The organism is Streptococcus danieliae (assembly GCF_013415245.1).
GTDB lineage: Bacteria > Bacillota > Bacilli > Lactobacillales > Streptococcaceae > Streptococcus > Streptococcus danieliae_A.
In genome coordinates this window covers 1-12673 of sequence record NZ_JACBXX010000084.1, presented here as the reverse complement: position 1 = coordinate 12673, position 12673 = coordinate 1, and the positions used below count along the sequence as shown (strand labels likewise).

Below are 12673 nucleotides of genomic sequence, written 5' to 3'. Positions count from 1 at the left end.
TTGATAGTTTATATCTTTTTATAAAGGAGTAATCTTATGCTGAAAACTAAGAAACTGGTCATAATGGTTATTGCATTTTTATCTGTAGCCTTCGTTCTCCCTGTTTCGGCTGTCTCTCATCGTGGAGGGGAGTGGACTTATGGAGCACACCATAATCCAAATAATTGGGGAGCTTTCTCAAATTATTATCATGGAGGCCAGCATCATTGGTCTTATGTAGGCAGTACAGCTCGGAATAATCAGAGAACTGCTTATGCGGGAGCTCATGCAACTTCGTATGCATTCATCAATACAAATGTTGGAGAGTATGTTGTCTTTGATGCAGGTTGGTAGAGATTGCCGTAAAACATTTCTGATTGCTATAATGAATTAGTTCATTTTTGGGGGCGGAATTATTTCTGCCCCCTATTTTGGAATTAGGAGGCAGATGATGAAGAAAGTTTTCATTGTTATATCGAATGTATTGCTTAGTTTATTCTTTGTTTGGGTTTTGACAATTTGGAGTGATACATATATATCCTACTATTATCCGAATATTGCTGTATTTGACTCTAGTCCTGAGACTCATTTTCAACAAGTAGCAGAAGCTTTGGATAGGCTGGCGTATCAAACCGATAGTCTGATTGCAATTCAATCTCAAGATCCGAATTCAGAAGGGAAACCGGTTTTCTCCTATATGACTTTTGGAAGGGGAGAGCTGCCAAGTGAACTTTTGGAAAAGACTTATAAAGAGGCTGAAAATCTTAGTCTTGAGACGAATTACTTTATCTTTGAAGGTGACTTAGATCTTCAAAGATTGAAGAAGGAGTTAAGTCAGTTTGGATTAACCAATATGTATCTATCAAGCCCATCTCAATTTTCTACACTAGTTTTAGTGGTCAGCAATGGTTTTCAATTAATTGGATTACTAATTTTCTTATTAACATTTGCTTCATTGACTCTTATCAGCCAGATTGGTTATTTGAAGACTTCAGGTATTCGGCTTATTTCAGGAGAGCGACGGTGGTCCATTTTTCTTAGACCGCTTGTGCAAGATTTAAAATCGATAGGAGTCGGTTTAGCTGTTGGAGGAATCCTTACTTTTATTTTGAAATTTGTGTTCTCGCTTCCGTCTATATCCCTTATGACAATTGTGGTGGGGTTAATCGTTTATAATCTACTTTTACTATTGATTGATCTGTTCTTTGCTCAGTTATTTGCAGTTGGTGTTAAGAAGGTCCATTTGATGCAAATGATTAAGGGGGAAATTCCTGTTAGAGGTGTTATTAGTCTTATTTTAATGGGACAGTTATTAGCTATTATAATCATTTCGGTGGGAATGGGAAGTGGTTTGAATTATTCAAAAGCCTGGGAACAACAAAAACAAGGGCAGGAGGCATGGATTCAGGAGAAGGACCTTATTTCCCTCTCTATTAGCCGTGAGGGTATAGATGTGGGGGGAATAATGAGGATATGCAAAGGAAACAGGAGATTTGGTATCAGTTAGTATCTCAGGCTGTATCAGAGCAGAAAGCTTTGTTAGCGAGACACCAATTGGTTGATCGTGTGATGCAAAATGGAATCAATTCCTCTAAAAATTTATCCCTATCTACAGACTGGCAGGATTATGGTCCTTCTGGTAATGTCCTTTTTGTCACACCACAATATTTGAAACATCAAAATATTTCTGTAGATGTTGCGATTGATGAGAAATTACAGCATTTAGATATAGGAGAGTTTGTCTTATTGTTACCTGACTTCCTTCGTTCGGAAGAGGGACACTATAAATCTGTTTTTGAGGAAGATATGACAAATCGTATGGCCAGTAAAGATAGCCGTCAAGAGATGGAAGCGACAGTGGGTTATTTAGAATCGGGTAAGGACCGATTTGTTTACAATAGCACCCCGATTTCCTACCAGCAGTTTCTAAAAGATCCAATTATTGTTGTAGTGACACCAGAATCGACAGGAGAGCAATCAGTCCTGTTTTGGTCGGATGCTATACAGAATTATGTATTTTTTAATCAGTTATCAGATATTCAAGAGTTACTTGAGAAGCAAGGAATCAAAAACTGGGTTGGGGAATTACAACCCGCTTCTCAAATCTATATTCAGTTGTTAGAGAATGTTCAGCGGGAACGTTGGATTCTGTTTATAGGAGTTGTATTTGGAGTAGCCACATCTATCTTACTGTTTAGTAGCATGAATAGGCTTTATTTCGAAGAATTTAGACGGAGAATTTTTATTAAACGAATTTCAGGTCTAGGCTTCTTAGAAATTCATCGCAACTATCTTTTCGTTCAAATAGCCGTCTTTTTATTGGGATTTGTAGCTAGTCTGTTTCTGGAAGTAGAGCTACTGGTTGCCTTGTTGGCCTTATTATTCTTTACCATTCTTTCCATTTTACAGCTACAGAATCAAGTTAGAAAAGAAAATGAAATGAGTACGCTTGTTTTAAAGGGAGGTTAATATGATTCGCCTTGAAAATGTGAGTAAAGCTTTTGGGGAAAGGCGTTTGTTTTCGAATCTTTCCATAACTTTTGAAGCTGGGAAAGTTTATGCTTTAATTGGTTCAAGCGGTAGTGGGAAAACAACTCTAATGAATATGATAGGAAAATTAGAATCTTATGATGGAACTATTTTCTATCGGAATCGAGACTTGGCTAGTTATCGGTCGACAGATTTTTTCCGTCATGAGCTAGGGTACTTGTTTCAAAATTTTGGTTTGATTGAGGATCAAACAATTGAAGAAAATTTAAAGCTAGGCTTGATCGGTCAAAAATTGTCTAAGAATGAGCAACATAAGAAGGAAGAACAGGCTCTTGAGCGTGTTGGTTTGTCTTATTTGAAGCTAGATAAGCCGATTTTTGAGTTGTCTGGTGGTGAGGCTCAACGCGTTGCTCTAGCAAAGCTAATCTTAAAAGACCCACCATTTATTTTGGCAGATGAACCGACAGCTTCTATCGATCCTATGACATCTCAGTTGATTATGGAAATTCTACTTTCCCTTCGTGCCCCTAATCGGCTAATAGTCATAGCAACTCATAATCCAGTTGTGTGGGAGCTGGCTGATGAAGTAATCACAATGGATTCTTTGCAGGATTTAGATTTATAGGAGTAGATACTCGCTACCATAAGGGTCTTAGCCTTGTGCTAGGACTCTTTTGCCATACAAAAAGCCGTGTGGCTTGTTTCCACACGGCTGCTTGATTTTATTCTCCTTGGTAGGCTTCGAGTTTCCAGTCGATTTTGTCACCGTCTTTGAGTTGGACGTCCTGGGCACCTTTGTCGCTCATTTTACCATTCACATCGAAGAGCCAGTATTTTTGTTCGTCTGGTTGTTGGCTGACACCGTTGATAGAGGTTACCAAGCCGTTTTCTTCTTGAATATCCATTTGCGCTTTCATGACGTCTAGCAGTTTGTCGCCTTCTTTGAAGGAAAGTTCAAAGGGGCTATTTTCGATAGCTTGACCGTCTTGGGTAACAGAAAGGGTAATTTTGGACTCCACAACCTGGCTGCTAGAAGCCGTTGATGAGGAGGATTCTGTAGCAGACTGGTTATTAGTTGCACAGCCTGTGAGGGCTAGGGCAGTAAGGGCGAGTAGGGTAAGTTTTTTCATAAAAAGACTCCTTATACTCTTTCTATTTTGAATTCACACGTCGTTAGCTTCGACTTGTCTAACTTTAGTTATGCCTGCGTCTCGCTGCCTAGTTTGAATTCAAAATAGTTTGAGCAATGATTTTAGATTGAAAGTAGTATTAAAAATGGTATTGTTTGCGTAAAACCTGAATCAGGGGACTTAGGATGGGTTCCAGGATCAGGTAGAAGAGGGCGTTGCCGAGGGCGTGGAGGAGGTCAAAAGGGAGACCTTGGAGATAGTAGGCCCAAAAATTGCTGACGCTGTAAGTTTGGGCGGAGAAAAAGGAAATGACAAAGCCGTAGAGGAAGCCAAAGAAGAAGGCAACCAAGGCAAAGAGGACCAAGCGGAGCTTGGGTTTGCTGGCCAGCCTCCTATGGAGGGGGCGTAAGCCATAGAGGCCAGCCATCAGAATGGTATAGGTCAGGATCTGGTAGATAGTCCAAGGTCCCATTCCCAAGAAAATATTGGAAATGAGAATGGTCAAGGCTGCCACAATGATGCCGTCTGCCAAGGTCAACTGGAGGGTCAACATCATTAAAATCGCTGTGACTGGCTGGATATTGGGGAGGCCGGCGGTGATCTGGCGTCCCACAAAACAAAAGGCTGCCATGACCGCCAAAAAGGCTAGGCGACGACTGGATCCTACACGCTTATCCATAGATATACCTCTTTTTCCGATTTCAAAATCATTTTAACATAGGCTTTTAGGCCCTGTCCAATGATTATGCTTTACAGCTGGTATTTTTGTGTTTATAATAGTAAGCGATTTCACAATAAAAAGTAGTGGGGAAGGATGAAAAAATGAGACCAGTAATTTCCTTAAAAAGTGCCAAGCAAATCAGTGATCAGGAGCTCATCCTGTACTTAGCCGAACCTAGTGATCTAAACTTGGATCGGTTATCAACAGAAGTACAGGTCTGGGATACAGCTGGGGAACGACTGGAACTGGAGTGCGTGGAGTGGTTGCAGGAAGGCCGTTCGTTACGGATTCAGGCACACTTGGCCACGAATGCCGCAGCTCCTTACCGGGTGCAAGTAGGAGATTCTCAAGTGACCAGTTTTTTGGCCTGGCAGTTGCTGGATCAGCTTTCTGCCTATGAGGGGCCCTTGGGCTTGGAAGTCAGAGCTGGAGCGCGGCAGGTCCAGTTTCGCTTCTGGGCTCCTTCGGCGCAGCAGGTGGAGCTGGTTCTCTATGATAAAAAGGATGTAGATTTGGAGTTGGCGATTCTTCCTATGAAGGCAAGTTCTAAGGGGGTCTGGTTTTTAGAGCTGGATGCTGGAGCCGACTTGGGGTTGGCAGATTTACAGGGCTATTTCTACCACTACCAAATTCAGCGGGCAGATCAAGTGGTGCGCGTGTTAGATCCTTATACCCCATCCTTGGCGGCTTGGTCGAACCAGCAGCGGCATCGTGGTCTAGCTTATCAGGTAGCCAAAGGAGCCATTCTGGATCCTCGGAAAACAGGTCGAGGGGACCTGGCTTTTGCAGAAATTCCAGGTTATAAGAGGCGGGAAGATGCCGTGATCTATGAAGTCCATGTCCGTGATTTCACCTCTGATCCAGAAGTCCTGGATGAATTAGCGGCTCCTTTTGGTACCTTTCAGGCCATGGAAGAGCGGTTGGACTACATTCAATCACTAGGCGTGACCCATATTCAGCTTCTACCCGTTCTTAGCTATTATTTGGCAGATGAATTCCAGGCAAGTCAGGGGCTGTGGGATTATGCTTCTGGAGGTACTAATTATAACTGGGGTTACGATCCCCAGCATTATTTCGCTTTGACAGGGATGTATTCTGTAAATCCAACCGATCCAGCCTTGCGCATTCAGGAATTGAAAGATCTCATTGCGGCCATTCATGCGCGGGGAATGGGAGTCATTTTGGATGTGGTCTACAACCATACAGCTCAGTTGGGGATTTTTGAGGATTTGGAGCCTCATTACTATCATTTTATGGATGCGGATGGGGAGGCCCGAACCAGTTTTGGTGGTGGTCGTCTAGCCTCAACTCATGCCATGACCCGTCGTTTAATTTTAGATTCGATTGCTTATTTACTCGATGTCTACAAGGTGGACGGTTTCCGTTTTGATATGATGGGAGACCATGATGCGGAGACCTTAGAGCAGGTAGCTCAGCTGGCTCAGGAGCTCAATCCACAGGTTTTGATTCTTGGGGAAGGCTGGCGGACCTATGTGGGTGACGAGGACGATTCTAGACCAGCAGCCGATCAGGATTGGATGGATCAGACCGATCAAGTCGCTGTTTTTTCAGACCATTTCCGCAATAGCCTTAAGTCGGGCTATCCGACAGAAGGGGAGCCGGCCTTTCTAACCGGAGGTGCGATCAAGATTCATGACCTCTTCCAATCGCTGAAGGCTCAGCCGACCAATTTTAAGGCTGATCAGCCGGGTGATGTGGTGCAATACATTGAGGCACATGATAATTTGCCCTTGTTCGACATCATTGCCCAATCGATTCAGAAAGACCCGGAGGTCCCAGCCCATTTAGCTGAGATTCACCGGCGGATTCGTCTGGGCCAGCTGCTCTTGCTGACAGCCCAAGGGACCATTTTTCTCCATGCAGGTCAGGAATACGGCCGGACCAAGCAATTCCGCCATCCGGACTTCGAGGAGCCGGTTGCTCCAGCCCTGGCGCCGCATAAGTCCTACCTGCTAGAGGATCAAGCAGGCCAGCCCTTCCGCTTTCCCTATTTTATTCATGATTCTTACGACGCCTCTGATGCAGTGAACCGCTTTGACTGGTCCAAGGTCCGCGATGCCGCTAGTCACCCCGATGCCCTGAAGACACTGGCCTATACCCGTGGTTTGATTGCCTTGCGAAAAGCAGAAGGGGTATTCCGCCTGTCTGATCGCAAGCAGGTGGATCAAAAGGTCCAGCTTCTTACCCCAGGGAATCAGGAAGATCTGTTGATCGCCTATCGTTTCCTTTTGAATCCTGCTGAATCACTGGTCGTAGTGGTCAATGCCGATGACCAGCAGCGCTCCCTGTCCCTTGCCCACCTAGCCGATGCCAGCTCAATCCAGGTCCTGGTTGATGGCGAACAAGTTAATCTAGCAGGGATTCCAGCCGCGCAACAAGTCGGCTTCCGGATTCAAGGGACAGACTTGATCCTCCAAGCCTTGACCGGAGTGGTTCTGAAAATCCGCCTCTAATGTGGTATAATTTTCCTAACTAAAAATGGAGAGAGAACTATGGCAGAGAAAACCATTGTATTTAAAGTGGGGACATCTTCCCTAACCCAGGAGAATGGTCACTTGGACCGGATCAAGATCGCCCGTATCACCAATCAGTTGGCACAGCTCCACCAGCAGGGACACCAGATTGTATTGGTGACATCGGGCTCCATTGCGGCAGGCTTTCGCCGCTTGGGATTTGCGAAACGACCGACCAAGATTGCTGAAAAACAAGCCTCTGCTGCAGTCGGGCAAGGACTCTTGATTGAAGAGTATAGCCAGAATCTGATGAAGGACGGGATTGCGACAGCCCAGATCCTCCTGACCCAGGATGATTTTGCGGATGCCAGACGCTACCAGAATGCTTCGCAAGCCCTGCAGGTTTTGCTCAAGCAACGAGCCCTGCCCATTATTAATGAAAATGACACCATCGCCATTGAGGAAATCAAGGTCGGGGATAATGATACCTTGTCAGCCCAAGTGGCTTCCCTGCTCAAGGCCGATCTCTTGGTTTTGCTGACAGATGTGGATGGTCTCTACACAGCCAATCCTAATCAGGATCCAGAGGCCCGGCACCTACCTGTAATTGAGCAGATCGATGAAGAGCTATTTGCCATGGCAGCAGGGGCTGGTTCTGCCAATGGAACAGGCGGGATGATTACCAAACTACAGGCGGCTGCTCTTGCGACCAAGTCCGGAGTTCCAGTTTTTATCTGTTCCTCCAAAGAAGATACAGCCCTTTTGCAGGCTGTCACGCAAGCGAATCGCGGCACCTACTTCTTACCTCAGGACCAAGCCATGAATCAGCGGAAACAGTGGATGGCCTTCTATGCTCGGGTAGACGCCCTAGTCGAAGTTGATGCCGGAGCAACCAAGGCCCTCTTACAGGAGGGACGCAGTTTACTAGCCGCAGGAGTGGCTCAAGTGGAAGGCGAATTTGAGGCTGGTCAAGTGGTAGAAGTCTATAGTCAGGAGTCGCATCAATTAATTGGCAAGGGGCGCGTCCGCTTGGCGTCCGCTGACTTAGAAGCAGGCAGAGCAGAAGGAGTCTTGATCCATCGCAATGATTGGGTCAGCTTATAGGAGGGATTATGACAAGTACACAGGAATTATTGGATTCACTTTTGGAGCACAAGGCCTCCATCAATGTTGCCAGCAGCCAGGTGAAAAATCAGGCCTTAGCAGCAATGGCTGATCAATTGGAAGCGCAAGCGGATGCCATCCTAGCCGGGAATGCCTTAGATATGGCCGCCGCACAGGGAAAGATTAGTCCGGTCATGCAGGATCGTCTGCTTCTAACCCGCGAACGGATCGCGGATATGGCTGCAGGCATTCGGGCCTTGCTTGATTTGCCAGATCCGGTTGGTCTGGTGTTAGAGGAGCGCGTGCGTGAAGATGGCTTACAAATTCAGAAACGCTCGATTCCCTTCGGTTTGATCGGCATGATTTATGAAAGCCGCCCTAATGTCACCTCGGATGCAGCCGCCCTAGCGATCAAGAGTGGCAATGCAGTCATCCTCCGTGGTGGTAAGGAAGCCTTCAACTCTGCCCAAGCCATCGTCAAGGCCTTGAAAACAGGTTTGGAGCAGGCTGGAGTCCATCCAGGAGTCCTAGAGTTGGTGCAGGACACAAGCCGAGCCTCCGCCCAGGAACTGATGACCGCCAAAGGCAAAATTGACCTCCTGGTTCCACGTGGTGGAGCCGGCCTCATCCAAGCCGTTGTCGAACAGGCGACTGTTCCCGTAATTGAAACAGGGACAGGCCTCTGCCATGTCTATATTGATCAGCAGGTTGACCTGGAGATGGCAGTCGCTCTGGCCGTCAATGCCAAAACCAGTCGTCCCTCTGTCTGCAATGCAGCCGAAGTACTCCTAGTCCACCAGGACATTGCAGCCGATTTCCTACCAGCCTTTGAAGCTGCCCTAGCTGATAAGGTCGAATTGCGGGCGGATGCCTCTGCTCAGCCCTACCTGCAAGCAGCTATCCCAGCTGGTAGCCAGGATTTTGATACCGAGTTTTTGGATTACATCATGGCTGTCAAAGTCCTCCCATCGCTGGAGGCTGCCATCAGCCATATCAACCACCATTCCAGTGGCCATTCAGAAGCCATTGTGACCACCGACACCCAAGCCGCCGATCTTTTCACCCTCCTAGTTGACTCGGCAGCCGTTTATGTCAACGCCTCCACCCGTTTCACAGACGGAGGCGAATTCGGCCTAGGCTGTGAGCTCGGCATTTCCACCCAAAAAATGCATGCACGTGGTCCCATGGGACTGCAAGAAATGACCACCTACAAGTATGTCATCAAAGGCCAAGGCCAGACCCGCTAGGAGGTGCCCATGAAAATTGGATTTATTGGTACCGGAAATATGGGAGGTGCCCTGGCTCAAGCTGTCGCGCAAGTCCCAGGCCATCAAGTCCTCCTCAGCAACCACAACCCAGCCAAGGCCCAAACCCTAGCTCAACTGACAAACGGAACGCTCCTGAGCAACCCAGACCTAGTCAGTCAAGCAGATGTGGTTTTTCTAGGCCTTAAACCCCACCTACTAGCCAGTCTTATTGAAGACCTAGCCCCCCTAGCCAAGCCGGAGACAATCTGGGTGTCCATGGCAGCGGGCCTCCCCCTAGCTAGCCTAGCCCAGCACTTGCCCCTCGATCACACCATCCGCATCATGCCCAATACACCCGTAGCCATCGGCCAAGGCATGACCACCTACAGTCTAGCCAACCCAGACCTAGCCCCCCTCCTTGAACACCTACTCGCCGCAAGCGGCCGCCTCATGCAGCTTCCAGAAAACCTCCTAGACGCAGCCACCGCCCTCGCTGGCTGCGGCCCCGCCTTCGTCTACCAAATGATTGAAGCCCTAACCGACGCAGGTATCGAGCAAGGACTCAAGCCCTCAGACGCCCAAACCCTAGTCGCCCAGACCCTCCTTGGCACTGCCCAGATGACCCTCCAATCCGACAAACACCCCGCCCAACTTCGCCAAGAAGTCACCTCCCCAGGCGGCTCCACCATCGCAGGAGTCGTCAGCCTAGAAAAAAATGGCTTCCGCGCCGCTCTCATGGAAGCGACCAAAGCAGCTGTCCAAAAAACCAAAGAACTGGGCCAGTAGAAAGCACCCTGCTCCTGCAATCGTGAAAGGAGAACTTAGCTATGTTTAAATTCATGTTGGAACTGATCATTTACGTGATGATCGGCAAGATTGCCTTATCCATCTTCGAAAGTTTACCGATAAATGTTTGGCTCGCACGACTCTTAGCCGGCCTGGTTGTGCTGTTCCTTGGTATTTTGATGGAAATCCGTAAAGCAAAGGCCGAAAAGAATAAAGAAGATTTGTCAACATGACTATTCGAGTGTAATGTCAACCCTAAATCGGACACTTTTTATAAGGAGTTTTCATCGTTCACTCCGGCTTGACCTTGAGTCTCCTGAGTAGTGATTTTACCGGCTGACAAAGCTGCCATAAGCAGCCTTTGGAAAACCAGCCTATCACTACTCAGCTCAACCTCAAGCCGGAGCTAGTTTGCTTCAAGCTTTGAATGTTAATGGCGACAAATTGTTCAGTGTAGAATGTTTACGCTTGTGATTCCACCAATGAATATAATCGTGTGTTAGTAGGGCAAGTTGTTCTAAGGACTTAAATTTGTACGCATTAACAAATTCAGCCCCTCTGTCAGTATGGAAAACTTCAACTTTATCAAGATCATATGGAATACTTTTCATCGCATCAAGTACCAAATCTGCATTCTTGTTAGAGCCGACTGACCAACCAACAATTTCACGATTATACAAGTCAAGAATAAGACACGCCTAACACTATTTTCCACTTGCTCTGATATAAGTTAAATCTGTAGTGAGTTTTTGCATCGGTCTATCTGCACTAAATTCTTGGTTTACAATATTTAGTAAATCATCTTTATTTGAAGCACTCTTGCCGGGCTTAAAAGCAGTAAGAGTATATTTGGAAATCAATTTGTATTTCTGCATAATTTGACCAATTTTACGACGATAAACAGTAATTCCCTGATCCTCAAGATCGGACTTAATGCATCTAGTCCCATAGGTTTTACGGCTATTCTCGAAACTTGATTTAACTTTTTCTTCTAGGTCTGTATCAGATTTTTTAGGTTTTGAATGGGAAATCATGAAATGAATCAATCTTTTATCAAGTTTTTAATCTCTCAAGTATTGACTATACTGGCAGGAGTATTGCTGGATATGGCTTTAATACTCTTTGTTTATCAAAAGAGTCAGTCCTTATTTGAGACGAGTATGATTCTAGTAATTAGCTCAGTTGCAAAAATATTGGGCAGTATTCTACTGTCCAACCTATTTGATAAACTCTCAGCCAAGGGAATTATGGCAGGAACATCGTTGTGTAAAATTTTTCTTATCATGGTGTTGGCGGTGACCTATACGAGTATCCCTACTGTATTACTGATGACATTTTTGTTGAGCTTTATAGGGAGCGCTCTCTCACCTGCACAGGGTGTCTTACTGGCACATATTGCTATGGATGATAGAGTTCGTTTAAATGGAATTTTCTATACTGTCATTCAAATATTTCAGACAGCTATTTGGACTCTTGGTATACCAGTTGTTTTAGTGCTCAAACCATTCGTAGTGTTTTACCTCATCATCATTTTGTTGCTTCTATCGGTAGTTCTTTTGCGGCAAATTGATGTCAAATATAGGGTACAAGCAGACTCGCTCTCGTATCGTAAGAGAGTGCGGCAAGGATGGGATGATTTATTCCATATTGCAGAATTGAGAAATGTAACCATTATGGACACATGTGAGTCCATTGCGAATGTTATTTGGACACAAACCTTTCTCTTATTTTTTACTACTAGTTTTTTGGGCTTACCAGAGGAATGGTGGGGCTTTCAAGGAGCAGCCTATTTTGTTGGATCTATATTAGGTGGTATTATCAGTATCAGGTACTCTAAAGCTGTTTCTAGGTTGGGAGGAAAAGTTATTTTTGGTTCATCACTCCTAGTTGCTATTTTGACAGGTATTTATGCTTTTAATAAAATTGCCTGGTTTGCTTTGGTTATTAATTTTTTAATAGGGATTCCTTACCAAATCAGAGATTTAGTCCAGCAATCGTTGATACAAGAAAATTCACCCACATATTCTGTCGGACGTATTTTTACTTTACGACAGCTTATTTTAACGATTACTTCATCGAGCTCGTTACTAATCTTTAGTTATTTAAGTAGCCAAATTGGAATACAGTCTATTTACCTGATTGCAGCGTTTATTTATTCTGCTGTAACAATTTGGATTTTCTTAAATAGAAAAATAATGAATTTTAGTATCAGAGAGGATAAGTCAGAAAATAATTAATCAAAAATCCTTGGAATGAATCGTTCCAAGGGTTTTGTGCGTTACAGTGATCAGAGAAAAGTTGTTATGGATGTCTTCCTCCTAGGCCGACTGGCCTAAAAGAATCCAGTGATGACTTCAAGGAGTTCTTGGGGGCTATGAACTTCAAAGTCTATGAGGCATTCACCTCCAGCTGGTGCTGGTCGGTGGCGATGGTTGAACCAGACAGAGGACCAACCGGCTTTGTGCTTACCTTCGACATCATTTTCAAAGGAATCCCCAATATACAAGGTTTCTTTTGGTATGACCTTAAACTGTCGAGTCGCCTTATCAAAAATTTCGCAGGGAGTCTAGTCAATCCGTCTCTACAAATATGTACCTTGATTAGTAAATGTAAATGATTTCCCGAATTATTCATAGATAACTAAAAAACGGCTCTATAATTTCTATAGTGGGTAACGACCCAAAATAGGGATTATAGGGCTTTTTGAGGTACAAAAAAAGCCCCATATGACCTATAATGAAT

General features: G+C 45.2%; 12 protein-coding genes and 1 pseudogene. 9 read left to right on the top strand and 4 right to left on the bottom strand.

Annotated elements, in window-relative coordinates; all coding sequences use genetic code 11:
- Window positions 1-36 precede the first annotated feature (36 nt).
- The 3 genes and pseudogenes from HZY94_RS03115 (at window position 37) to HZY94_RS03100 (ending at window position 3094) form a co-directional block, all read left to right on the top strand.
- The gene (locus tag HZY94_RS03115) at window positions 37-333 is read left to right on the top strand and encodes a lactococcin 972 family bacteriocin (RefSeq protein WP_160333475.1); all 297 of its coding nucleotides are present in this window, start codon (window positions 37-39) and stop codon (window positions 331-333) included.
- A 97-nt stretch (window positions 334-430) separates the two neighbouring features.
- A pseudogene (locus HZY94_RS10475) lies at window positions 431-2448 on the top strand (DUF1430 domain-containing protein).
- A 1-nt stretch (window position 2449) separates the two neighbouring features.
- Window positions 2450-3094, top strand: coding sequence for an ABC transporter ATP-binding protein (locus tag HZY94_RS03100; protein ID WP_179924971.1), 645 nt, complete (start codon window positions 2450-2452; stop codon window positions 3092-3094).
- A 97-nt stretch (window positions 3095-3191) separates the two neighbouring features.
- Here HZY94_RS03100 and HZY94_RS03095 read toward each other — a convergent pair whose 3' ends face one another.
- Window positions 3192-3599 (bottom strand): DUF4430 domain-containing protein, encoded by a 408-nt coding sequence (locus HZY94_RS03095; protein WP_179924970.1) that lies wholly within the window; start codon window positions 3597-3599, stop codon window positions 3192-3194.
- Window positions 3600-3738: 139 nt separating this feature from the next.
- Window positions 3739-4278 (bottom strand): ECF transporter S component, encoded by a 540-nt coding sequence (locus tag HZY94_RS03090; RefSeq protein ID WP_179924969.1) that lies wholly within the window; start codon window positions 4276-4278, stop codon window positions 3739-3741.
- A 143-nt stretch (window positions 4279-4421) separates the two neighbouring features.
- Here HZY94_RS03090 and HZY94_RS03085 point away from each other — a divergent pair, with 143 nt between their 5' ends.
- From HZY94_RS03085 to HZY94_RS03065, 5 genes are read left to right on the top strand one after another with little or no spacing between them, the layout of a single operon-like run.
- Window positions 4422-6794 carry a pullulanase gene (locus HZY94_RS03085; protein WP_179924968.1) on the top strand — a complete coding sequence of 791 codons (2373 nt, stop codon included), beginning with the start codon at window positions 4422-4424 and terminating at the stop codon, window positions 6792-6794.
- A gap of 39 nt (window positions 6795-6833) precedes the next feature.
- On the top strand, window positions 6834-7898 hold the full coding sequence (gene proB, locus HZY94_RS03080; RefSeq protein WP_179924967.1) for a glutamate 5-kinase: 1065 nt from the start codon (window positions 6834-6836) through the stop codon (window positions 7896-7898).
- Between the two features lie 8 nt (window positions 7899-7906).
- The gene (locus tag HZY94_RS03075) at window positions 7907-9145 is read left to right on the top strand and encodes a glutamate-5-semialdehyde dehydrogenase (protein WP_179924966.1); all 1239 of its coding nucleotides are present in this window, start codon (window positions 7907-7909) and stop codon (window positions 9143-9145) included.
- Window positions 9146-9154: 9 nt separating this feature from the next.
- The gene (gene proC, locus HZY94_RS03070) at window positions 9155-9931 is read left to right on the top strand and encodes a pyrroline-5-carboxylate reductase (protein ID WP_179924965.1); all 777 of its coding nucleotides are present in this window, start codon (window positions 9155-9157) and stop codon (window positions 9929-9931) included.
- A gap of 41 nt (window positions 9932-9972) precedes the next feature.
- On the top strand, window positions 9973-10164 hold the full coding sequence (locus tag HZY94_RS03065) for a hypothetical protein (RefSeq protein ID WP_179924964.1): 192 nt from the start codon (window positions 9973-9975) through the stop codon (window positions 10162-10164).
- A gap of 183 nt (window positions 10165-10347) precedes the next feature.
- Here the strand turns inward: HZY94_RS03065 and HZY94_RS10740 are convergent, their stop codons facing one another.
- The gene (locus tag HZY94_RS10740) at window positions 10348-10620 is read right to left on the bottom strand and encodes an IS3 family transposase (protein ID WP_373683178.1); all 273 of its coding nucleotides are present in this window, start codon (window positions 10618-10620) and stop codon (window positions 10348-10350) included.
- A gap of 15 nt (window positions 10621-10635) precedes the next feature.
- On the bottom strand, window positions 10636-10965 hold the full coding sequence (locus HZY94_RS03055; RefSeq protein WP_179924963.1) for an IS3 family transposase: 330 nt from the start codon (window positions 10963-10965) through the stop codon (window positions 10636-10638).
- Between the two features lie 3 nt (window positions 10966-10968).
- Here HZY94_RS03055 and HZY94_RS03050 point away from each other — a divergent pair, with 3 nt between their 5' ends.
- Entirely contained in the window at window positions 10969-12168 is a 1200-nt protein-coding gene (locus tag HZY94_RS03050) for an MFS transporter (protein ID WP_179924962.1), read from the top strand.
- Window positions 12169-12673 lie beyond the last annotated feature (505 nt).

What these genes read in the sequence shown, in the direction of transcription:
- HZY94_RS03115 (WP_160333475.1), top strand. Translation starts at nt 37, where the DNA reads ATGCTGAAAACTAAGAAACTGGTCATAATGGTTATTGCATTTTTATCT.
- HZY94_RS03050 (WP_179924962.1), top strand. Translation starts at nt 10,969, where the DNA reads ATGAATCAATCTTTTATCAAGTTTTTAATCTCTCAAGTATTGACTATA.
- HZY94_RS03100 (WP_179924971.1), top strand. Translation starts at nt 2,450, where the DNA reads ATGATTCGCCTTGAAAATGTGAGTAAAGCTTTTGGGGAAAGGCGTTTG.
- HZY94_RS03055 (WP_179924963.1), bottom strand. Translation starts at nt 10,965, where the DNA reads ATGATTTCCCATTCAAAACCTAAAAAATCTGATACAGACCTAGAAGAA.
- HZY94_RS03090 (WP_179924969.1), bottom strand. Translation starts at nt 4,278, where the DNA reads ATGGATAAGCGTGTAGGATCCAGTCGTCGCCTAGCCTTTTTGGCGGTC.
- HZY94_RS03085 (WP_179924968.1), top strand. Translation starts at nt 4,422, where the DNA reads ATGAGACCAGTAATTTCCTTAAAAAGTGCCAAGCAAATCAGTGATCAG.
- HZY94_RS03065 (WP_179924964.1), top strand. Translation starts at nt 9,973, where the DNA reads ATGTTTAAATTCATGTTGGAACTGATCATTTACGTGATGATCGGCAAG.
- HZY94_RS03075 (WP_179924966.1), top strand. Translation starts at nt 7,907, where the DNA reads ATGACAAGTACACAGGAATTATTGGATTCACTTTTGGAGCACAAGGCC.
- proC (WP_179924965.1), top strand. Translation starts at nt 9,155, where the DNA reads ATGAAAATTGGATTTATTGGTACCGGAAATATGGGAGGTGCCCTGGCT.
- proB (WP_179924967.1), top strand. Translation starts at nt 6,834, where the DNA reads ATGGCAGAGAAAACCATTGTATTTAAAGTGGGGACATCTTCCCTAACC.
- HZY94_RS03095 (WP_179924970.1), bottom strand. Translation starts at nt 3,599, where the DNA reads ATGAAAAAACTTACCCTACTCGCCCTTACTGCCCTAGCCCTCACAGGC.